Below are 20,207 nucleotides of genomic sequence, written 5' to 3'. Positions count from 1 at the left end.
GATGAGCTTCGTCCCGCAGGGCGCCCGCGCGGCCGGCGAAGACCGGCCGGCGGAAAGCGAAGACGGCGCGGCGCGCTGAAAACAAAAGTCAGTCGCCGGGGTACGGCGAAAGCAAGTGCCGCTTCTGGGAAAAACCGCGGCATGTGTATCTAGCTACGGCTGGTCCTCGGCCGAAGCGGTCAGTCAATAGATTAGGCCGGTATGCCGCTTTCGGCCAGGAGCGGACGGTTGTCGGATAACCAGAAAGCGGATTCGGCGATGTCAATCGCATTGCTTACTCCCTCCTTCCGGGGCACAATTGGTCTCCTAGTGATTCATGGGCGCCCTGTCCGTATAAAAATTATATAGGTCGTGAGGCAAGGAATGGACATTCGACAGGCGCTAACGGACGTGGAAAATTAAACAGACACCTATTTCGTTAATTCAAAGTTAGGCAGCACAGACAGAACCGACTAGTCCAGACGGAGGTCGCTATTCATGACACACGCACAATCTGACGACTTCGACATCGCGAAGGCGATCTTCGATCAACTCAAGGATCTCCCGTCCGAGCGCCAGCAGCGAGTCCTCCGTTGGATTGCCGAGGGACTTGGGGTGTCTTCAGCCGCACCGCAGGCCCCTCCTCATGGAAGTAGCGTGCCTACGAATCCAGCAGCGCTACCAGTTCTTCCTCTTGTCGGCAACGCGGGAGCCACGGATATTAAGACTTTCATCGCCGGGAAATCACCAAAGAGTGACCAGCAGTTTGCTGCGGCCGTTGCGTACTACTACCGATTTGAGGCGCCACCCGCAGAAAGACGTGATTCTGTGAACGGTGACGTCCTGCAAGAAGCAGCTAGGCTGGCTGGCCGTAAGCGACCCGCAAACCCTCGCGTAACTCTCAACAACGCCAAGGCGGCCGGGTATCTCGACAGCTCTTCTCCGGGCGACTTCACGATCAACAGCGTGGGTGAGAATCTAGTCGCCATGACTCTTCCTGGCGGCACAGAGGCACCCACTAAAAAGAAGAGACAGACCAAGAAACAGGCTACGACGAAGTCGAAAACTAAGCGCCGGTAACTTTCCGTGTCTGATTTGCACAGCCAGATCGAAGGCGCCATCGCCGAACTGGACCGCGCTCGCAAACTCCTGAGCAAGACCAAGGCGCCCCAGATTCGGAATGCTGAGCAAAAGGACTTTCTCAAAGCTACCGCCCTCAGTTGGTTCCGGACTCGGCGCATGGTGCTCGCTCCGGGTGTGCGCCAGCAGGTGCTCGCTTCCATTGATGATCCCTATCGCACCATTCTCGATGCCACCGATAGGAACTCCGCAAAGAGCACCTATGTCACCGCTGTCAGTCGCGCAAAAGCAGCGCTGCTCGACGCTCGCAATGATGCTCTCGTGGTCACGCCAACGATCCGAACAGGGGATGCCTCGCCAACCTTCGCACCACTTGCCGCTGATCCGCAAATGCAGGCAATCCTGAGTCGCCGCTGGGAGGAGTGCACGCGGTGCCTGCAAGCTAATGCGCCACTCGCCGCAACTGTGATGATGGGCGGGTTGCTCGAGGCGCTCTTCGTATCGAGGGCTAATAAGCTTTTGGACAAAAGCTGTCTATTTCGCTCAAATGCCGCCCCAATTGATGCAAAGACAAGAAAGCCTCTCGATCTGCGCCAATGGACTTTGGCCCCGTACATTGACGTTGGCCACGACCTTGGATGGATTTCACGTTCAGCCAAGGATGTGGCGGTTATCCTCCGCGACTATAGAAACTACGTACATCCAGAGAAGGAGCGTGCGCATGGTGTAACGCTCTCGACAGATGATGCTGCGATGCTTTGGGAGGTAACCAAGACGTTGAGTAAGGAACTGTTGGCGATGAAGGGTGCAACGTGAGCACCACTGCCCAACAAACCGTAGCAGCGGACTGTGCTGCGCGCCGCCGCTGAACCGCGGCGTTGAACGTCCGTATTGGGTCGGTAACGGCGGTTCGCGCTTGAGCGATTGAACTTCCGCTTCGGCCGAGAACCGGCCGATCAATGCAGCCTGCCTGGAATCAACTCTTCGCCGAATTCGCCCACCCGCATCGCCGCCTCGCAGCGACTGACTTTCCCCGCCGCGCCGGCGGCGAGGGGAGTACGATAGCCGCCGTTGGCGATTCCCGAATTTACGAGGAGAGATCATGGCATTCAAGGGTGCCCTGCTGTTTTTGGTTTCCATGCTGGTGACGGTTCCCGCGGCGGCAGGCATCGACAGGCCGGCGCGGGCCGAGGTCATCGAGGAAGTTTCCCGGTTTACCGGGCTTGGCAAAGACGCCGTATCGCTGGTCTTCAACGAGAACCCCGACCTGCTGGCCGGCATGGACGAGGCGGTGTTCGCCATAAAGGTCATCAACGGCTTTTGCGAGGCGCGGGACACCGAAGCCCTGGCGGATCTCCAGGACTACGCGCTCGGCAAGGCCATTGACAAGATGAAGGACAAGCTGCTGCCGCAGGCCATGAACGGCTTCCTGCTGGCGTTCGGCGTGTACAAGACCTCGCTGGAGGTCATGCGCGACTACTACTACATACCGAAGTTCGACGGCAAGATATACCAGGCATACAAGGCGGCGCGCCTGGAGGATTTGCGCCGGGGCGACACCAGCTTCGAGTCGAAGCAGACCGCCTTTTCAAGGGCGACGACGCAGAAGAGCAGCGGCTATTTCGTCGTCAAGGACCAGATGTATGAAAGGATGATCAAGGCCAAGAACTACCAGAAGGAACAGATCGGCGAGAAGCTGGAAAAAAAGCTGCGCAGCCAGATCGACGATTTCTGGCGCGACCGGCTGGAGCTGAAGCTGCAGCAGGAACAGCTCCAGGCGGGCAGGAGCGAGATGATTGCCGCACTGTGGCAGAACAGGAGCGCCCAGGTGGATGCCCTGCGCGCCAAGGCGGGCCGGGCCGCCGGGCCGGAAGGCTTCTTCATCACCCAGCGCGACCTGCCTCCCGGCTGGAAGCTGAATGTGCGCGAAAGGACAAAACCCGAGGAAATGACGCCGCGCAAGCGCTCGGATGGCGCCTTTGCGCAAACGGTCAAGCTGACGCCGACCGGCTACCGGGAGAAGGACGGCCGCTTCTACGATGCGACCGGCAAGAAGATCCTGACCTTCATGCACAACTCCGTCAGCGTTGCGATCGCGCCGGCGGTCCAGACCACGCCGACCGGCTACGTCTTCAGCTTCAAGGAGCGGGTCAAGGAAAACATCCTCAAGAACAAGTCGGATTACGCCAGTGCCGCCAGGATTCTCAGGACTTGGACGGAAAACGGCGTCGAGACGGGATATCTGGCGCTGGAGGACCAGGCCGATTTTCGCCGGGGGGACAAGTACGTCGCCGTCTTCATCAAGGGCAACTGGTATGTGACCATCGAGATTTACGGCTTCTCGCTGCGCGACCTGGAGCGGCTTGCCCAGGACGAGGAGGCGCGCAGCAAGGGGCGGGGAAGCGGATACATCCTCAAGACGCCGGCCAGCGAGGAGACGCTGGTGCATCTCGCCAGGGCCATTGCCGGGAAAATCAGATGACCGGCCTGGCAATGCTGCTCGCCGACGAGCTGGAAGCGTGCGGTTGGCGGGTCGAGCGACGGGACGACATGCTGCTGGCCGAAAAGCAGGCCATCGCCGCCAAATGGTTTCTCGGCAGCCGCAAAGTGAAGCAGCGCATCGTCATCCGGCTGGATGCCGCCAGGCGCGAACTCCTGCTCGAGGAAACCGCCACGGAAATGGCCGCCGGCATTCCGCCGCCGTCCTTCATCGGGGCCGGATGGAAGCAGCAAGGAATGTCTTATGCGGAGGACCGCTCGGACCAGGGCTGGGGCGGGGGCAGCCTCCACTACGGAGAGGCGCGGCAATCGATCGAGGCGCTGTGTGCCCGCGAAGGCTGGACATTCAGGTTGCGAACGGGAACTGCCGCGTGAGGTTGCGCGGAGACTGGATCCTTCAGAAGCGGTAGTTCACCCCGACGCCGAGGAAGTCCATGCGCTGGCGGAAGGGATAGCGGAAGGTGAAGCCGTCGCTGTAGTCGATGGTGACGGTCTTCTTGCCGAAGTCCATGTGGGTGTACTCGGCGAAGGCCGACAGGTGCCGGCCGTAGCGGTGCTCGACGCCGAGGCCGAGCAGCCAGCCGCGGCGCGTCGCGGTGGTGTCGCCGGTGTAGGGCACGCCGAAGAGCGGCGCGGGATCGCTGTCGTCGTGGTTGGTGCGCGTCCACGCGGCGCCGGCGCGCACGTAGCCGAGCGTGTCGGGCCGGAAGAGATGGCCGATGCGCCCCGTCAGCGTCGCCAGCGCGCCGATGTCGTAGGCGACGCGGTCGTTGGGGCCGCTGCCGAAGGGCTTGTAGCGGTGGCTGCCGGTAATGTCCGCCAGGCCCAGCGACGCTTGCGCGCCCCACACCCAGTTGCCGGCCTGCAGGTCGCAGCCGGCCTGCCCGCCGAGCGCGCCGCCGGTGGCGGTCGTCGAGCCGATCGACGGTTGGCCGGGCGGATTCGTGTCGGACCAGCCCTTGAGGTTCGCCCGGCCGTAGCCGGCCTGGCCGCCGGCGAAGCAGCCGCTCCAATTGGCTGACTGGGCCAGCGCCGGCAAGGCGGCCGCCAGGCAGAGCAGGCCCGAAACGATCTTGAGTGTGTGCATGGTCGGTTGTCCCTCGTGCCTTGATTCGCCGGAAAGCGCCATGCTAATGCATTCCGCCGTTCTCCAGCGACTGACTTTTCTCGCCGCGCCGATAGCGAAGCAATGGTGGCGGCCTTTGCTTCGCTCACTCCTCCGGAATGTTGTGACCGGCGTCTCGTACGGCCCGCGCCCATCGGCGAATCGTTGCGCGCAGCGTTCGCTTTTCCTTGTCGTCGACGGGCATGGTCTCCGCCGCCTTCAGCACCTGTGCCGGGGTAACGTAGCCATGCTCGAACAGCGCCATGCAGAACTCGCGGTCCTTCTCGCGTCCGGCCGCGGCTTTCGAGAGGAAGAGGTCGAGCACGTCCAGGCAGTAACCCACCCGACCTTGGGTTCTGTCGTTCTGGACGCGATGCACGCGTTGCATCCAGTCCTTTGGCAGCATGGCGGTACCCGGGGCCACGCCTTGTGCGTAGTAGCCGAATTTCTGGTGGAACGGCGAGCCTTCGCCGATGGCGCCGTCGATCCTGTCGGCCAGTTCGGGAGCCTGGAGCGGATAGATATCGGCCTCCATGGACACCGTGAACACCTTTTCCGGATTGGGAACGGAGCCAAGCATCGACTGGCTTCCGACGATCACGAATTCGTACTGGTCCGTGATGTCGCCGCTGGCGCGGATGATATGTTCGAGTTCTTCTCGCGTCATGACGTCTCCCGGGAATCTTCCCCGTCGCCGATCACGACCCCTTTTTTGAGGTTGCGCACTTGCTTCAGGATGCGCTGGCGCACTTCTTCCGGAAGGATGGTGACGAGCGGCGAGGCCTGCCGCAGTTGCTGTGCATGTCGCGTGCGGCCGAGCACCTTGCGCCAGGCGCCCGCACTCAGAATGCGCTGCCACTCGCGCCAGAGGCTTGCCGAGCGCGCGTCGCCGGTGGCCAGCCAGCGCTTGGTGGTTTCCTGGGCCTGCAGCACCAGGGCCGGGTCGGCCTTGGCCAGCCGTACGGCCTCTTCGTGGAGCACCAGGCTTTGCAGGTCCTGAAGCCGATGCCTTGCGTCGTCCGCCGAAACGCGCACCTGCACGACCGGCGCCGCGCGCCGGGATCGTGCCGCGGCGGAATCCGCCGGCGCCGGCTGCAGGGTGTCTCCGGCCAACAGCGCCAGCTCGCCGCCGATGCCGAGGATGGACATGACGCGCAGGTAGGTGCCGATGGAGGGGGCCGGATCGCCGGCTTCGACTGCCCGCAGGGTGTTGCGGGTGATCCCGGCGCGCGCGGCCATTTCGACCGTGCCCACGCCCTGCGCCTTGCGCAGTCGCTTGAGCCGGTCACCCAGTTGCAGCAACAACTGGCGTTCCAGGATGGCGCTGATTTCCGAAGTGCTCATTTGGTCACAATATTAACCATAATTTCCAATATTGGTCAATATATTGCCCAATTTCTCAGCCCGTCACGCGCCGTGCCGCGCAGACTGACTTTCCCTAGATATGCGCTTCCTGGTAGTCGAGGATTTCCTCGAGGTGGTGCAGCACCTCGTCGCCGATCTCGTTGTCGCGCCAGAGGCGGATCAGCTCGGTGCGCTCGGCGCGCAGCGCGGCTCGGCGCAGGCGCAGCAGCAGCTCGGCCTGCGGGTTGGCTTCGAGGCCCTGCGGTGCGGCCAGCGCGATGCGGCCGCGGATTTCCGCGCGCAGCGGGTCGGCCCAGGCGTCGGGCGCGCCCTCGCGGGCGATGAGGTCGTCGATGGCGGCGATCGCCGCCGCGCCGATGGCCGCGCGCACGCGCTGGCTCTCGGCCTCGATGCGCCAGTCCGAGCCGACCTTGAGGCGGCGGATCAGCGCCGGCAGCGTCAGGCCCTGGCCGACCAGCGTGACGGCGATGACGAAGAAGGTCAGGAAGACGATGAGATCGCGGTGCGGGAAGGCGCCGCCGCCGGGCAGCGTCGCCGGCAGGGCGAGGGCCGCCGCCAGCGAGACGATGCCGCGCATGCCGCACCAGCTGATGATGCCCATTTCGCGCTTGCGCAGCCGCGGCTCGGCCTCGCGCAGGCTGCCGCTCAGCGCGCGCGGCAGGTAGGCGGCGAAATACACCCAGGCGAAGCGCACCAGGATCGCCACCGCGCTGATGGCGAGGCCCCAGCCGATCAGCTGGGCGGCCGAGTAGCGGGCGAGGCGGTCCGGCATGTCGGAGAGCTGCAGGCCGATCAGCATGAAGACCAGGCTGTTCAACAGGAACACCAGCACGTTCCACACCGAGCGCGCCATGATGCGCATCTCGGCGGAGACGATCTCCGGCGCATGGCGCCCGCGCACGAGTCCGGCCGCCACCACGGCGAGCACGCCGGAGACGTGCAGCGATTCGGCGGCGATGTAGGCGACGTAGGGTGAGACGAGGGCGGTCAGCACCTCGATGAAGGGGTCGCCGAGGCGGCGGTGGATGGCGATGAAGGCGTAGGCAAGGCCGACGCCGAGGACGATGCCGCCGGCCGAGACGGCGGCGAACTGCAGGCTGGCCTCGGCGAGCGAGAAGGCGCCGGTGAGCGCCGCCGCGACGGCGAACTTGTAGAGCACCAGGCCGGAGGCGTCGTTCACTAAGCTTTCTCCCTCGAGGATGGTGACGATGCGGCGCGGAATGTTCAGTCGCGACAGGATGGCGGTGGCCGCCACCGCGTCGGGCGGCGAGACGATGGCGCCGAAGGCGAAGGCCGCCGCCCAGGGCATGCCCGGCACCAGCCATTTCAGCGTCGCGCCGACGGCGAGCGTGGTGGCCAGCACGAGGCCGATGGCGAGCAGGCCGATCGGGCGGATGTTGGCCTTGAAGTCGCTCCAGGAGGTGAGCAGCGCCGCCTGGTAGAGGATCGGCGGCAGGACGATGACGAGGATCAGCTGCGGGTCGAAGGGGAACTGCGGCAGCTTCGGCAGCAGGCCGAGCAGCGCGCCGCCCGCCACCAGGGCGATCGGATAGGGAAAACGGAAGTGGCGGGCGACCCAGCCCAGCGCGACGGCGCACAGGAGCAGGAAGAGGACGAGTTCGAGCAGCAGCATCGTTGTTATGGGGGCGGCAAAAAGCCGCCATTATTCATGCTTTCAGGCGGCCCCTTTACAAACGAATGTTCGTTCGCTAGGATGCGAATGAACATTCGGAGGTGCCATGCCCCCAGCCTCACACGATTCGGATTACCTCGGCCGCCTGCAGGACTACTTCGCCGCCCATCGCAGCCTGCCCTCCTTCTCGCACATGGCGCGGCTGCTCGGCCTGCGCTCTGTGGCTTCGGCCCACGCCGTCGCCGGCCGCCTGAAGCTGGCCGGCTTCCTGCAGACCACGCCGGACCGGCGCCTTGCTCCCGGCCCGCGCTTCTTCGACCGGCCGGTGGCCGACTCGGTGCGCGCCGGCCTGCCCGCCGCCGCCAACGACGCCGGCACCGAGACGCTCACCATCGACGAGTTCCTCGTCGACGCGCCGAGCCGGACGATCCTGCTCACCGTGAAGGGCGACTCGATGGTCGACGCCGGCCTGCAGCCGGGCGACTACATCGTCGTCGAGAAAGGCCGCTCGGCGCGCGTCGGCGACATCGTGGTGGCCATCGTCGACAACGAGTTCACCCTGAAGTATCTCGCCCAGGACAAGCGCGGCGTGTACCTCAAGGCCGGCAACCCGGCCTACCCGCCGATCCGCCCGCAGGGCCAGCTGGAGATCTTCGGCCTCGTCACCGGCAGCTTCCGGAAGTACGCATGAGCGACGCATCCGCCGACAACAGCCTCGACCTCAACGAACATCTCGTCGCGCACCGCGAGGCGACCTTCTTCATCCGCGTGCACAGCGAGTCGATGGCCGGCGCCGGCATCCATGACGGCGACCTGCTGGTGGTGGACCGCGCCCTCGAGCCGGCCGACGGCGATCTGGTGGTGGCGGAAGGGGACGGCGGACTGACGCTGAAGCGCCTCTGCAGGCGCAACGGCCATGTCCGCCTGCTGCCGGAGAATCCCTGCCAGCATCCCGCCGCATTCCCCGACGACGCCGAACTGTCGATCTGGGGCGTGGCGACCAGCGTGGTGCACCGCCTCAAATAGCCGCCGCGGGCTCGAGGCAGGCCTCGCAGATCGCCTCGATGTGCCGGTGGTCGGTGCCGCAGCAGCCGCCGACGACCGACAGCCCGGGCAGCAGGCTTCTCAGCGCGTCGTAGGCGAGGCCGAGCTCGCGCGGATCGCCGATGTCGAGGTCGCTGCTCTCGTCGAGCTCGGCATGGCTGCGCTTCGAGGCGTTGGCGCGCAGGCCGCGGATGCGCCGGCGCCACTCGCCGTCGCGCAGCACCGCCTCGAAATGCGTCGGGTGCGCGCAGTTGATCATGTAGTAGGCGGCGTAGCCGTCGGTGTCGTCGTCGGTGCGGCGGATGGCGTCGGCGAGCGTGTCGCCGGAAGGCAGCCGCCCGTCGGTCTCCAGCGTGAAGGAGATCGCCACCGGCATCGCCGCCTCGCGGGCGGCCAGTACGACGCCGACGGCCTCCTCGACGTAGTTCATGGTGAACGCCGCCACCATGTCGGCCGCGGTCTGCGCGAAAGTGCGGATCTGCGGCGCGTGATAGTCGCGCGCCTCCGCCGCACTCATGCGCGATTCGGCGCGGTAGCCGTCGCCGCGCGGGCCGAGGTTGCCGCTGATGACGATCTTCGTCTCGCGCGTCTCGTACGTCTCGCGGATCTCGCGCATCAGGCCGATCGCCTTGCGGTTGGCCTCGGCCAGCGCCGGCGCGTCGTAGCCGAGCTTGGCCGCCCAGTCGGGATTGGCGCGCCAGGTCGGCGCCTCCAGCACGATGCCGAGGCGGCGGGCGCGGGCGATTTCCGCATAGCGGACGTAGTAGCGGCGCAGTGCCGCGGTGCCGGCCGCGTCCTTCAACAAGTCGAAGGCGGCGAAATAGGGCAGGTCGATGCCGTCGTGGAAGATCAGCGTGGTCTCGAGGCCGCCGTCGGTCATGAACAGGTTGCTGCCCAATTGCGGCAGGCGCTGGCGGTACTTGGCGGCGGTGGAGGTCGTCGGGGTTGTCATCGGGTCACCTCTTTGGGTTTAATAGGTGACGTGAAGGTACGCCCGCCGCGCCCGGGCGACCAAAGCCGTTTGCGCAAGAAACCGGACGGATCGGCCATGAACCCTGCCAGCGCCCCGACCCGCATCGCCATCCTCGTCTTCCCCGAGACCAGCGCCTCGGTGGTGTTCGGCATGTACGACCTGTTCATGTCGGCCGGGCGCGACTGGGGCGTGATCGTGGACGGAAAGGCCGGGCCGGCGCTGATGCAGCCGAGCATCGTCTCGGCGCGGGCGGGCGCCGTCACGGTGGGCAACGCCGTGATGGTTTCGCCGCAGGCCGTCCTGGCGGAGTGTCCGCCCCCGGACATCGTCTGCGTGCCGGAGGTGACGATCCCGCCCGGCGAACCGTTGGCGGGGCGTTTCGACGCGGAGATCGCCTGGCTGCGGCAGTGTCACGCCGCCGGCGCCACGCTGGCCACGGCGTGTTCCGGCGCGATCCTGCTCGCCGAGGCCGGCTTGCTCGATGGCTGCGAGGCGACGACGCACTGGGCCTGGTGCGAGGTGATGAACAAGCGCTACCCCGCGGTGAAGGTGCATCCGCAGCGGGCGCTGGTGGTGACGGGCGAAGGCCAGCGCCTCGTCATGGCCGGCGGCGGCACCACCTGGCTCGACCTCTCGCTCTACCTGATCGCGCGCCACGCCGGCGTCGAGGCGGCGATGCAGGTCGCCCGCCTCAACCTGATCGACTGGCACGCCATCGGCCAGCAGCCTTTCGCCCGGCTGGCGCGCTCGCGCCAGGTCGAGGACGCGGCGATCGCCCGCTGCCAGGCCTGGATCGCCGAGCACTATGCCGAGCCCAGTCCGGTCGCCGCCATGGCGCGCCTGTCCGGCCTTCCCGAGCGTTCGTTCAAGCGCCGCTTCCAACTCGCCACCGGCATGTCGCCGCTCGAGTACGTGCACACCCTGCGCTTGGAGGAGGCCAAGCAGATGCTCGAGTCGGGCAACCTGCCCATCGAGGCCATCGCCAACGAGGTCGGCTACGAGGACGCCGGATTCTTCAGCCGCCTGTTCCGCCGCAAGGTCAGCCTGACGCCGGCCCAGTACCGCAAGCGCTTCGGCGGGATGCGCAAGGCGCTGGTCGTCGGCGCCTAGGCGGCGCGCAATCGACCGCCTGAAGCGATCGCTTGCGCGACCAGGGCGGCGAGCACCAGGGCGCCGCCGAACAGCGCGTGCGCCGTCGGCACTTCCCCCGCGCCGAGCCAGGCCCAGACCGGGCCGAAGACGCATTCCGTCAATCCGATCAGCGCCACTTCCGTTGGCGACAGGCTGCGCGCCGCCACCACCGCCAGCGCGCAGGGCAGCGCCAGCTGCAGCGCGCCGAGCAGGGCGAGGATGGCGAGATCCTGCCCACTGGCGAGGAAGGGCCAGGCCAGCGGCAGCGTGACCAGCGCAGACAGGAGGCCGCCGACCAGCACGGCGGGAATCAGGTTTACCCGTGCGCCGGTCTTGCGCATGAGGACGAAATTGAGTCCCGCCGCGAGCGGCACGCTGAGCGCGATCAGGTTGCCGGTCATGCGTCCGCCGCCGGCCTCGCCGCCGAACATGACGAGGATGCCGGCGAAGGCCACGCCGATCAGCAGCCAGGTGCGCAGCGGCACGCGCTCGCCGAGCAGCAGCCAGGCGAACAGGCTGGCGGTGAGCGGCGAGATGCTGGTGAGGATCAGCGTGTTGGCGGTGCTGGTCTGCGTCAGCGCCAGCATGAAGCCGGTGAACATCACGGCCCACAGCGCGCCCGAGGCGAGGCCGACGCGGCCGAGGCGCATGACTTCATCGACGGCGCGGCGGCGGTGCAGCGCGGCGAGGATGACCAGCATCGCCAGCGCGCAGAAGAAGGAACGCCAGAAGGTGGTCTCCCAGCGCGGCGCCTGCTCGACGTGGCGGGTGAACACGCCGGCGATGCTCCACAGCAGCCCGGCGCAGAACATCAGCGCCACGGCGCGGCGGTGGCGGTTCGGCTCGGCGGCCATGACTCGGGCCGTCACGCCGCCGTGGGCTTGCCGGCGACGACGACGTCCTGGTAGGAGAGGTACTTTTTCCGGCCGCACCAGGAGCCGTAGCGCACCGGCGGCTCGACGGCCAGACCGCAACGCTCGAAGAACCGCAGGGCGACCTGCTCGTCGTAGGCGATGGCGGCCTCCGGGTCGGCCGGCTTGGTCGTGAAGTAGCCGTCCATCTCATGCACGAAATCGAGGTCGCTCTTGCCGGCGCGGATCAGGCCGGCGGATTCCCCGTTATGCAGCAGGAAGGTGATCAGGCACTTGCCGCCCGGTTTCATCACGCGGGCGATCTCGCGCAGGTAGTTCTCCAGGTCGGCCGGCACCATGTGGGTGAACACCGAGGTGAGGAAGACGAAGTCGAAGAGATCGTCCTCGTAGGGGAAGCGGTAGTCGCAGGCGCGCACCCGGCCGTCCGGGTTGTAATGCTTGTTGTAGACGTCGCTGTGCTGGAAATGGAAGTTGGGGAATTTCGGCGTGATGCGCTCGCGGCACCAGTCGATGCCTTTCTTGACGATGTCGAAGCCCCAGTAGCCGCCGGCGGGAGAGAGGTACTCCGTCAGCGGGATCGCCATGCGGCCGATGCCGCAGCCGACGTCGAGCACGCGGTGTTCCGGCCGCAGGCCGGCCAGGTCGATGAAGTGCCGGCGGAATTCCCGGCCGATCTTGACGAAGTCGCCCTTGCCGACGAAGCTCATCGACTTCGGCGGGATCATGTCGTTGCGGTAACGCAGGCCCTCGAAAAAGGGTCCCCTCAGGAATTTCGGTACGAACCGCTTCAAACGCTTCTTCAAGGCAAATCTCCGGTGGTTGCGCCGACGGACAGCGGCGAGATTGTGCCATCGTTTTCACGCCGGCCGCTGGCCGTCGGCAAAATTGGAGATTACGCCTTGCGCAAATCGTGGTGCTTCAGGGGCAGGGAACGGATGCGCCTGCCGGTGGCGGCGAAGAGCGCGTTGCAGACGGCGGGGGCGAGCGGCAGGATGGCCGGCTCGCCGTGGCCGCCCCAGAAGCCGCCGGTGGGCACCAGCACCGTCTCCACCTTCGGCATTTCCGATATCTGCGGCAGGCGGAAGTTGCGGAAGTTGGTCTCGGCGATGCGCCCGTTCTTCACGGTGTTCTCCTGGTAGAGGATGGTGCCGAGGCCGTAGACGACGTTGCTCTCGGCCTGGGCACGGCAGGTGTCCGGGTTCACCACGTGGCCGGAATCGATGGCGACCACGATGCGGTGCACCTTGAGCGTGCCCTCCGCGCTCACCGAGACTTCCGCCACCATCGCCGTGAAGCTGCCGAAGCCGTCGGCGACGGCGACGCCGCGGTGCGCGCCCGCCGGCAGCGGTCCGCCCCAGTTGGCGGCCTTGGCCACCGCTTCCAGCACCAGGCGGTTCTTGTCGCCCGCCGGCAGCATGGCCAGGCGGTAGTCGACCGGGTCGCGGCCGGCGGCGACGGCCAGCTCGTCGATGAAGCACTCGCGATAGAAGCCGTTCTGCTGGCCCGGCGCGCGCCAGAAGCCGACCGGCACATGGCCGTTGCGTTTGGCGTATTCCACCCGCTGGTGGGGCACCGCGTAGCAGAGATCGCTGAAGAAGCGCACCGCCGTGAAGTCGATGCCGTCCCGGCCGAGCAGGCGCGGCAGCAGGACCTCGAGGATCGACGGGCAGGCGATCTTCGTGTGAATTGCGACGAGATTGCCCTTCGCGTCGAGGCCGGCCTTCATGCGCACGATGCTGGCCGGGCGATAGAAACCGTGCTGCATGTCCTCCTCGCGCGACCACATCAGCTTCACCGGCACGCCGGGCAGGGCTTTCGCGATGAGCACGCCCTGGCGCACGAAATCCTGCGGGGCGCCGCGGCGGCCGAAGCCGCCGCCGAGCATCATCTTGTGCACCTCGACCTTCTCCGGCGGCAGGCCGGCGGCCTCCGCTGCCGCGGCAAGCGAGGCCTCGCCGTCCTGGGTGGAGGTCCACACCTCGAGGGTGCCGCCGGACTTGAACCAGGCCGTGCAGGTCTGCGGCTCGAGGGTGGCGTGGTTGAGGTAGGGCGAGGCGTACTCCGCCTCGATCGTCTTTGCCGCGGCGGCCAGCGCCGCCGGCGCATCGCCGACATTGCGCGCCAGCGGCAGGCTGGCGGCGGCGAGGCCCTCGCGCAGCATCGCCGCGATGGCCGCGCTGTCGATGCGGCCGTGGCCGGCCTCGTCCCATTCGATTTTCAGTTTCTTCAGCGCCTCGTCGGCGCGCCACCAGCCGTCGGCGACGACGGCGACGAAATCCTTTTCGCGCACGACTTTCTTCACGCCGCGCATCTTCAGGGCTTCGGCCGCGTCGACGTTCTTCACGCTGCCGCCGAACACCGGGCATTGCGCGATGGAGGCGTGCAGCAGGCCGGGCAGGGCGACGTCGACGCCGAACACCGGCTTGCCGAGCACCTTGTCGGGGATGTCGAGGCGGTGCAGCGGCTTGCCGGCGATCTTCCAGTCCTTCGGATCGCGCAGCTTGACGTCCTTCGGCGGCGTGAGTTTCGCCGCCGCCGCGGCGAGCTCGCCGTAGCGCAGTTTCTTGCCGCTCGGCCGGTGGGTGACGACGCCTTTCTCCGCGGCGCACTCGGAAGCCGGCACGCCCCAGCGCGCCGCCGCCGCGGCGACGAGCAGCCCGCGGGCGCCGGCGCCGGCACGGCGCACGTAGTCCTGCGAAGTGCGCACGCCCATGCTGCCGCCGGTGGACATCGAGCCCCAGACGCGGTTGCGGCGGAGGTTCTCGTTGGGCGAGGCGAATTCGGCGCTCACCTTGGCCCAGTCGCAGTCGAGTTCCTCGGCGACCAGCTGGGCCAGCGCGGTGAAGGTGCCCTGGCCCATCTCGGAGCGGGCGATGCGGATGACGACGCGGTCGTCGGGGTGGATGACGATCCAGGCGTTGACCTCGGTGGCCGCCTGGCCGGCGGCGGCGCGGGCCGCCCAGGGGAAGCTGAACTCGAGGGCCAGGCCGCCGCCGACGGCGGCGGACACCTTGAGGAAGTCGCGGCGGGAGAGTTTCGTGCTCATCGTGTTCCCCCTCAGGCCTTCTGCGCGGCGAGGGCGTGGATCGCCGCCCGCACGCGGGCATAGGTGCCGCAGCGGCACAGGTTGGTCATCGCCGCGTCGATGTCGGCGTCGCTCGGCTGCAGCTTCTTCTCCAGCAGGGCGACGGCGGCGAGGATCATGCCGGTCTGGCAGTAGCCGCACTGCGGCACCTCGTGCTCGATCCAGGCCTGCTGCACGCGGTGCAGGCCCTTCTCGGAGAGGCCCTCGATGGTCAGAATGTTTTTGCCGGTGGCCTCCGCCACGGTCACGGCGCAGGCGCGTACCGCGGCGCCGTCGACCAGCACCGTGCAGGCGCCGCAGACGCCGATGCCGCAGCCGTATTTGGCGCCGGTCAGATTCAGGTGGTCGCGCAGCGCCCACAGCAGCGGCATCTCCGGCTCGACGTCGACTTCGCGGACGCGGCCGTTCACGTTCAGTTTCGGCATGCGGGCCTCCTTTGGCTCACCTATTCAATATAGAACATCCCCTATCGCTTCGAGCCCGGGATCGGCTCGCCCGAGTCGCGCAGGCGCACCGCTTCGTGGAAGCCATGCTCCTCGGAATAGGCCTTGAACCACATGCCTTCCGGCGAGTGGCGCGTGATGCCGTCGAAGAGGGTGGCGATCATCTGCGTCGAGGCGAGGCCCATGTTCTCGTAGGCCTGGTTGATCATCAGCTTCTGCATCATGAGCTGGTTCTTCGGCACGCCGGCCATGCGGTTGGCCAGCGCATCGACCGCGGCGTCGAGTTCCGGCGCCGGCACGGCGTCGTAGACCAGGCCCATCTCCTTCGCCGCGCGGCCGTCGATCAGGTCGCCGGTGAGCAGCATGCGCTTGGCCTTCTCGGCGCCGATGCGGAACACCCACATCGCCGTGGTCGGGCAGCCCCAGACGCGCGCCGGCGGGTAGCCGATCTTCGCGTCCTCGGCCATGATGACGAGGTCGGCGCACAGGGCGATGTCGCTGCCGCCGGCGACGGCGTAGCCGTGCACCTTGCAGATCACCGGCTTGTAGGAGCGCCACAGCGAGAAGAAGTCGTCGGTGCACCGCTTCATGAAGCGGTAGTCGACCATCGGGTCCCACGGCATCGACTGCACGCCGGGGTTTTCGCCCTTCGTCTCGGCGAAGGCCTTCAGGTCGTAGCCGGAGCAGAAGCCGCGCCCGGCGCCCTGAAGAACGATGACGTGGATGCCGTCGTCGGCGTTGGCCCGCTCGACGGCGGCGCGGATATCGCCGGGCATCTTCTCGTCGATGGCGTTGAGCCGCTCGGGCCGGTTCAGGGTGATGCGGGCGATGCGGCCGGCGGTTTCGTAGCTCAGGGTCTGGAAAGTCATGCTTGCCTCCGTGGGTTTTTCCAGCGTGGATGATGGCAAGAAGCGGGGCTTTTGGCTATGCTTGGCTTCCCTTTGCAGCGGTGATTTTCATGCAGCTCATCCTCATCAGCGGCCTCTCCGGCTCCGGCAAGAGCATCGCGCTGCGCGCGCTCGAGGACGCCGGTTACTACTGCGTCGACAACCTGCCCGCCACCCTGCTGCCGCCGCTGGTGCGCCAGCTGCGCGAGGAGGGCTATGAGCGGGTGGCGGTGGCCATCGACGTGCGCGCCGGCACCTCCATCGCCGCGCTGCCGCAGCAGCTGCGCGACCTGCAGACGATGGGCATCCCGACGCGCTTCGTCTTCCTCGAGGCGCGCGACGAGACCCTCATCGCGCGTTTTTCGGAGACGCGGCGCGGCCATCCGCTGTCGAACGCGGACACCACCCTGGCCGAGGCCATCGTGCGCGAGCGCGGCATGCTGGAGAACGTCGCCGGCCTCGGCAACCGCATCGACACCAGCAGCCTCAATCCCAACGCCCTGCGCGCCTGGGTGCTCGACTTCGCCGAGACCGCCGTCTCGCAGGGACTGACTTTGCAGTTCGAGTCCTTCGGCTACAAGCACGGCATCCCGCTCGACGCCGACCTGGTCTTCGACGTGCGCTGCCTGCCCAACCCGCATTACGACCCCCAGCTACGTCCGCTCACCGGCCGCGATCCGGAGGTGGCGCGCTTCCTCGAGGCGCAGGCCGAGGTGCGCAAGATGGCCGAGGACATCCGCGGCTTCCTTTACGAATGGCTGCCGGCCTACGTGCGCGACAACCGCAGCTACCTCACCGTGGCGCTCGGCTGCACCGGCGGCCAGCACCGTTCCGTGTACCTCGCCGAGTGGCTGGCCGGCCAGTTCCGCGACCGCGCCCGCGTCCTGGTGCGCCACCGCGCCATCACGTGAAATCCTTCCGGCGCTTCATGAAGCCCGGCGACTGGGCCGTGCTGCTCGGCTTCGCCGCCGCCACCGCCGCGCTGGCGCCGGTCGCCTTCCAGGGCGGCGCGGCCGAGAAGGCGGTGGTGCGCCGCGACGGCGTCGTCGTCGCCGAGCTGCCGCTCACGCGGGCGGCCCGCATCGAGGTGCCGGGCGCGCTCGGCACCAGCGTCATCGAGGTGCAGCCGGGCCGCGCCCGCGTCGCTGCCGATCCCGGCCCGCGCCAGTACTGCGTGCGCCAGGGCTGGCTCAGCCAGCCCAACGCCATCGCCATCTGCGCGCCCAGCCACCTCAGCCTGTCCATCGCCGGCCGCGCCTCCAGCCATGACAGCCTCGCCTATTGAACTGACGCCCACCGCCGACGACCACCGCATCGCGCGCTATGCGGCGGCGGCCATCGCCCTGTCGGTGGTGGAGGCGGCCATCCCGATGCCGCTGCCGGGCGTGAAGCCGGGCCTCGCCAACATCATCACGCTCGTCGTGCTGGCGCGCTACGGCTGGCGCGACGCCGTCTGGGTGTCGCTGCTGCGCGTGGTGGCGGGCAGCCTGCTGATCGGCCAGTTCCTCGCGCCGGGATTCTTCCTCAGCCTGGCCGGCGCGCTGTCCAGCCTCGTCGCGCTGGGCCTCGCCATGCACCTGCCGGCGCGCGCCTTCGGCCCGGTGAGCCAGAGCCTGATCGCCGCCTTCGCCCACATTGCCGGCCAGCTCGCCGTGGCGCGGCTGTGGCTGGTGCCGCACGACGGCCTGTTCTACCTCGTGCCGTTCTTCGCCCTCGCCGCGTTACTATTCGGTCTCGCCAACGGACTCGCCGCGGCGAAGCTGCTCGAGGAAACGCGCCCCGCATGAAAACCGTCGTCGTCGCCTTCACCGGCGCCTCCGGCCTGCCTTACGGCCTGCGCCTGGTGGAATGCCTGATCGCCGCCGGCGTGCAGGTGCAGCTGCTCTATTCGCAGGTGGCGCAGATCGTGGCGCGGCAGGAGATGGACCTCGCCCTGCCGTCGCGCGCCGCCGAGGCGGAGCAGTTGCTCACGGAGCGCTTCGGGCCGGCGCCCGGCCAGCTCAAGGTGTACGGCCGCGAGGAATGGTTCGCGCCGCCGGCCTCCGGCTCGAACCCGCCCGACGCGATGGTGATCTGCCCATGCACCATGGGCACGCTGGCGGCGGTTGCCGCCGGGCTCTCGAAGGACCTGATCGAGCGCGCCGCCGATGTCGTGCTGAAGGAGGGCCGCAAGCTGATCCTGGTGCCGCGCGAGACGCCGTTCTCGCAGATCCACCTCGAGAACATGCTGCGGCTGGCGCGCGCCGGCGCGGTGATCCTGCCGCCCAACCCCGGCTTCTACAACCGTCCGCAGAGCGTCGCCGAACTCGTCGACTTCGTCGTCGCGCGCATCCTCGACCAGCTCGGCGTGCCGCATGCGCTCGCCGCCCGCTGGGGCGAGGGCGGAGACTGATTCCTTACCCGAGAGAACGACTTGGCCATCCTTCCCTTTTCCCCGCGGCGCGAGGCCGCGCCCGAAGCCGCCCTGCTGCCGCTGTTTCCGCTGAATGCCGTGCTGTTCCCCGGCGGCATGCTGTCGCTGAAGGTCTTCGAGCAGCGCTACATGACGCTGGTGAAGAACTGCTTCAAGCAGGACGGCGCCTTCGGCATCTGCCTCATCGCCGAGGGCGCCGAGGTCGGCGCACCGGCCGTGCCGCACCCGGTCGGCACCGAGGCGCGCATCGTCGCCTGGGACATGACCCAGCCGGGCATCCTCAACATCGCGGTGCGCGGCGAGGGGCGTTTCCGCATCCTCTCCAGCGCGGCCGACGCGACCGGCCTGCTGCAGGCGCGCGTCGAGCCGATCGCCGCCGAGCCGGCCTTGCCGGTGCCGGAGGCGCTGGCGGCCCTGGTGCCGCTGCTGCAGGCGATGGCGGCGGATGTCGGCGCGGATCGCCTGCCGCCGCCGCACCGCTTCGACGATGCGGCCTGGGTCGGCTACCGCTTCTGCGAACTGCTGCCGATCCCGGCCATCGCGCGGCAGAAGCTGCTCGAGCTGGAGGACCCAATCTCCCGCCTGGAGATCGTCTTCAAGTTTCTCGCCCAGCGAAACCTGGTCAAGTAATCCCTTGCAGGATCTTCCGGATCGGCGCCGGCAGCGGCGCTTCGTCCAGCTGCTTCAGGCTCAGCCAGACGCCCTCCGGCGCCGTGTCCCGGCGACTGACTTTCATGGCGAGCGGCGCGATGTCGAGGCGGAAGTGCGTGAAGGCGTGGCGCACGACGGGCAGCGGCACTGCATCGGCGTAGCGTCGCGGCAATTTTCCATCGGGCAGTTCGGGCAGCGACAGCAGCCCGCCCCAGATGCCGCGCGGCGGGCGCCGCTCCAGCCGCACGCAGCCGCGGCTGAGCAGCACCAGCACGCGCACCGCGCGCTGCGGCACGGCGCGCCGGGCGCGCGGCTCCGGCAGTTCGCCGACGCGGTCCTCGCGCCGCGCCACGCACTGCGCGGCGAGCGGGCAGTCGCCGCAGCGCGGCTTGCCGCGTGTGCACAGCGTCGCGCCGAGGTCCATCAGCCCCTGCGTATAGGCGACAAGGTCGCGCGCCGGCAGCAGCGATTCGGCCAGCGCCCACAGGCGCGCCTCCACCGCTTTCTCGCCGGGAAAGCCGCCGATGCCGAATACCCTTGCCAGCACGCGCTTGACGTTGCCGTCGAGGATGGCGGCGCGTGCGCCGAAGGCGAACACCGCGATGGCGGCGGCAGTAGAGCGGCCGATGCCGGGCAGGGCCTCGATGTCCTCGATGCGGCGCGGGAAACAGCCGTTATGTTGCGCGACGATCGCTTGCGCCGCCCGCAGCAGGTTGCGCGCCCGCGCGTAGTAGCCGAGCCCGCTCCACAGCGCCATCACCTCTTCCGCCGGCGCCGCGGCGAGTCGGGCGAGGTCGGGAAAGCGGTCGAGGAAGCGCCGGTAGTAGGGGATCACCGTCGCCACCTGCGTCTGCTGCAGCATGATCTCGGAGAGCCAGACGCGGTAGGGATCGGCGCGGCCCCTCTGCTGCCAGGGCAGGTCGTGGCGGCCGGCGGACTTCTGCCAGCGGATCAGGGATTGCGCGAAGCCCGCGGAATTGTCATTAACCATGCATGGAGAGTGGGTTCCCGCCGCCGAACTTGCCTTACCGGCGCCGGGCGGTTAGT

General features: G+C 67.7%; 23 protein-coding genes. 12 read left to right on the top strand and 11 right to left on the bottom strand.

Features of this window, described 5'->3' with window-relative positions; genetic code table 11:
- Nucleotides 1-477: 477 nt before the first annotated feature.
- From ROZ00_13125 to ROZ00_13110, 4 genes are all read left to right on the top strand, one after another.
- The gene (locus ROZ00_13125) at nt 478-1,059 is read left to right on the top strand and encodes a hypothetical protein (GenBank protein MDT3737162.1); all 582 of its coding nucleotides are present in this window, start codon (nt 478-480) and stop codon (nt 1,057-1,059) included.
- A 6-nt stretch (nt 1,060-1,065) separates the two neighbouring features.
- Nucleotides 1,066-1,875, top strand: a complete 810-nt coding sequence (locus ROZ00_13120) for a hypothetical protein (protein MDT3737161.1) — start codon at nt 1,066-1,068, stop codon at nt 1,873-1,875.
- A 286-nt stretch (nt 1,876-2,161) separates the two neighbouring features.
- On the top strand, nt 2,162-3,541 hold the full coding sequence (locus ROZ00_13115) for a hypothetical protein (protein ID MDT3737160.1): 1,380 nt from the start codon (nt 2,162-2,164) through the stop codon (nt 3,539-3,541).
- Nucleotides 3,538-3,933, top strand: coding sequence for a hypothetical protein (locus ROZ00_13110; protein ID MDT3737159.1), 396 nt, complete (start codon nt 3,538-3,540; stop codon nt 3,931-3,933). Before ROZ00_13115 ends, ROZ00_13110 begins: the two co-directional genes overlap by 4 nt.
- A 22-nt stretch (nt 3,934-3,955) precedes the next feature.
- Here ROZ00_13110 and ROZ00_13105 read toward each other — a convergent pair whose 3' ends face one another.
- The 4 genes from ROZ00_13105 to ROZ00_13090 all read right to left on the bottom strand — a co-directional run bounded on the left by ROZ00_13105 (nt 3,956) and on the right by ROZ00_13090 (nt 7,661).
- Entirely contained in the window at nt 3,956-4,645 is a 690-nt protein-coding gene (locus ROZ00_13105; GenBank protein MDT3737158.1) for an outer membrane beta-barrel protein, read from the bottom strand.
- A 124-nt stretch (nt 4,646-4,769) separates the two neighbouring features.
- The gene (locus tag ROZ00_13100; protein MDT3737157.1) at nt 4,770-5,330 is read right to left on the bottom strand and encodes a DUF6036 family nucleotidyltransferase; all 561 of its coding nucleotides are present in this window, start codon (nt 5,328-5,330) and stop codon (nt 4,770-4,772) included.
- A complete protein-coding gene (locus tag ROZ00_13095; GenBank protein ID MDT3737156.1) occupies nt 5,327-6,007 on the bottom strand; it encodes a helix-turn-helix transcriptional regulator in 681 nt (226 codons plus the stop codon). Before ROZ00_13095 ends, ROZ00_13100 begins: the two co-directional genes overlap by 4 nt.
- 94 nt (nt 6,008-6,101) lie before the next feature.
- Nucleotides 6,102-7,661: a Na+/H+ antiporter gene (locus tag ROZ00_13090; GenBank protein ID MDT3737155.1), complete on the bottom strand. Its 1,560-nt coding sequence runs from the start codon at nt 7,659-7,661 to the stop codon at nt 6,102-6,104.
- Nucleotides 7,662-7,767: 106 nt separating this feature from the next.
- Between ROZ00_13090 and ROZ00_13085 the strand changes: the two genes are divergently transcribed.
- Both ROZ00_13085 and umuD read left to right on the top strand, forming a co-directional pair.
- Nucleotides 7,768-8,352, top strand: a complete 585-nt coding sequence (locus ROZ00_13085) for a LexA family transcriptional regulator (protein MDT3737154.1) — start codon at nt 7,768-7,770, stop codon at nt 8,350-8,352.
- The gene (gene umuD / locus ROZ00_13080; protein ID MDT3737153.1) at nt 8,349-8,687 is read left to right on the top strand and encodes a translesion error-prone DNA polymerase V autoproteolytic subunit; all 339 of its coding nucleotides are present in this window, start codon (nt 8,349-8,351) and stop codon (nt 8,685-8,687) included. Before ROZ00_13085 ends, umuD begins: the two co-directional genes overlap by 4 nt.
- Here the strand turns inward: umuD and ROZ00_13075 are convergent.
- On the bottom strand, nt 8,680-9,657 hold the full coding sequence (locus ROZ00_13075) for a homocysteine S-methyltransferase family protein (protein ID MDT3737152.1): 978 nt from the start codon (nt 9,655-9,657) through the stop codon (nt 8,680-8,682). The two genes, umuD and ROZ00_13075, sit on opposite strands and share 8 nt — an antisense overlap.
- 96 nt (nt 9,658-9,753) lie before the next feature.
- On the opposite strand from ROZ00_13075, the gene ROZ00_13070 reads away from it, so the two are divergent.
- Nucleotides 9,754-10,788, top strand: a complete 1,035-nt coding sequence (locus ROZ00_13070; GenBank protein MDT3737151.1) for a helix-turn-helix domain-containing protein — start codon at nt 9,754-9,756, stop codon at nt 10,786-10,788.
- On the opposite strand, the gene ROZ00_13065 is transcribed toward ROZ00_13070, so the two are convergent.
- The 5 genes from ROZ00_13065 to ROZ00_13045 form a co-directional block, all read right to left on the bottom strand.
- Nucleotides 10,785-11,678, bottom strand: a complete 894-nt coding sequence (locus ROZ00_13065) for a DMT family transporter (protein ID MDT3737150.1) — start codon at nt 11,676-11,678, stop codon at nt 10,785-10,787. The genes ROZ00_13070 and ROZ00_13065 overlap by 4 nt on opposite strands.
- On the bottom strand, nt 11,675-12,484 hold the full coding sequence (locus ROZ00_13060; protein ID MDT3737149.1) for a class I SAM-dependent methyltransferase: 810 nt from the start codon (nt 12,482-12,484) through the stop codon (nt 11,675-11,677). The genes ROZ00_13065 and ROZ00_13060 overlap by 4 nt, the downstream gene beginning before the upstream one ends.
- 89 nt (nt 12,485-12,573) lie before the next feature.
- Nucleotides 12,574-14,727 (bottom strand): molybdopterin cofactor-binding domain-containing protein, encoded by a 2,154-nt coding sequence (locus tag ROZ00_13055; GenBank protein ID MDT3737148.1) that lies wholly within the window; start codon nt 14,725-14,727, stop codon nt 12,574-12,576.
- 11 nt (nt 14,728-14,738) lie between these two features.
- Nucleotides 14,739-15,191, bottom strand: a complete 453-nt coding sequence (locus ROZ00_13050; protein ID MDT3737147.1) for a (2Fe-2S)-binding protein — start codon at nt 15,189-15,191, stop codon at nt 14,739-14,741.
- 41 nt (nt 15,192-15,232) lie between these two features.
- Nucleotides 15,233-16,078, bottom strand: a complete 846-nt coding sequence (locus ROZ00_13045) for a crotonase/enoyl-CoA hydratase family protein (protein ID MDT3737146.1) — start codon at nt 16,076-16,078, stop codon at nt 15,233-15,235.
- An 89-nt stretch (nt 16,079-16,167) separates the two neighbouring features.
- Between ROZ00_13045 and rapZ the strand changes: the two genes are divergently transcribed.
- Genes rapZ through ROZ00_13020 form a run of 5 tightly spaced genes read left to right on the top strand, consistent with a single transcriptional unit; the run spans nt 16,168 to nt 19,139 of the window.
- Nucleotides 16,168-17,007 (top strand): RNase adapter RapZ, encoded by an 840-nt coding sequence (rapZ, locus tag ROZ00_13040; protein ID MDT3737145.1) that lies wholly within the window; start codon nt 16,168-16,170, stop codon nt 17,005-17,007.
- Nucleotides 17,004-17,381 (top strand): NusG domain II-containing protein, encoded by a 378-nt coding sequence (locus ROZ00_13035; protein ID MDT3737144.1) that lies wholly within the window; start codon nt 17,004-17,006, stop codon nt 17,379-17,381. The genes rapZ and ROZ00_13035 overlap by 4 nt, the downstream gene beginning before the upstream one ends.
- Nucleotides 17,362-17,883, top strand: coding sequence for a Gx transporter family protein (locus ROZ00_13030; GenBank protein ID MDT3737143.1), 522 nt, complete (start codon nt 17,362-17,364; stop codon nt 17,881-17,883). The genes ROZ00_13035 and ROZ00_13030 overlap by 20 nt, the downstream gene beginning before the upstream one ends.
- A complete protein-coding gene (locus tag ROZ00_13025; GenBank protein MDT3737142.1) occupies nt 17,880-18,488 on the top strand; it encodes a flavin prenyltransferase UbiX in 609 nt (202 codons plus the stop codon). The genes ROZ00_13030 and ROZ00_13025 overlap by 4 nt, the downstream gene beginning before the upstream one ends.
- A gap of 21 nt (nt 18,489-18,509) precedes the next feature.
- Entirely contained in the window at nt 18,510-19,139 is a 630-nt protein-coding gene (locus ROZ00_13020; GenBank protein MDT3737141.1) for an LON peptidase substrate-binding domain-containing protein, read from the top strand.
- Here the strand turns inward: ROZ00_13020 and mutY are convergent.
- The gene (gene mutY / locus ROZ00_13015; GenBank protein MDT3737140.1) at nt 19,132-20,151 is read right to left on the bottom strand and encodes an A/G-specific adenine glycosylase; all 1,020 of its coding nucleotides are present in this window, start codon (nt 20,149-20,151) and stop codon (nt 19,132-19,134) included. The two genes, ROZ00_13020 and mutY, sit on opposite strands and share 8 nt — an antisense overlap.
- Nucleotides 20,152-20,207: the final 56 nt, after the last annotated feature.

It is taken from the genome of Denitratisoma sp. (genome assembly GCA_032027165.1).
Taxonomy (GTDB): domain Bacteria; phylum Pseudomonadota; class Gammaproteobacteria; order Burkholderiales; family Rhodocyclaceae; genus Desulfobacillus.
The sequence above is the reverse complement of the archived record's forward strand: the minus strand, read 5'-3'. Positions and strand labels throughout refer to the sequence as shown.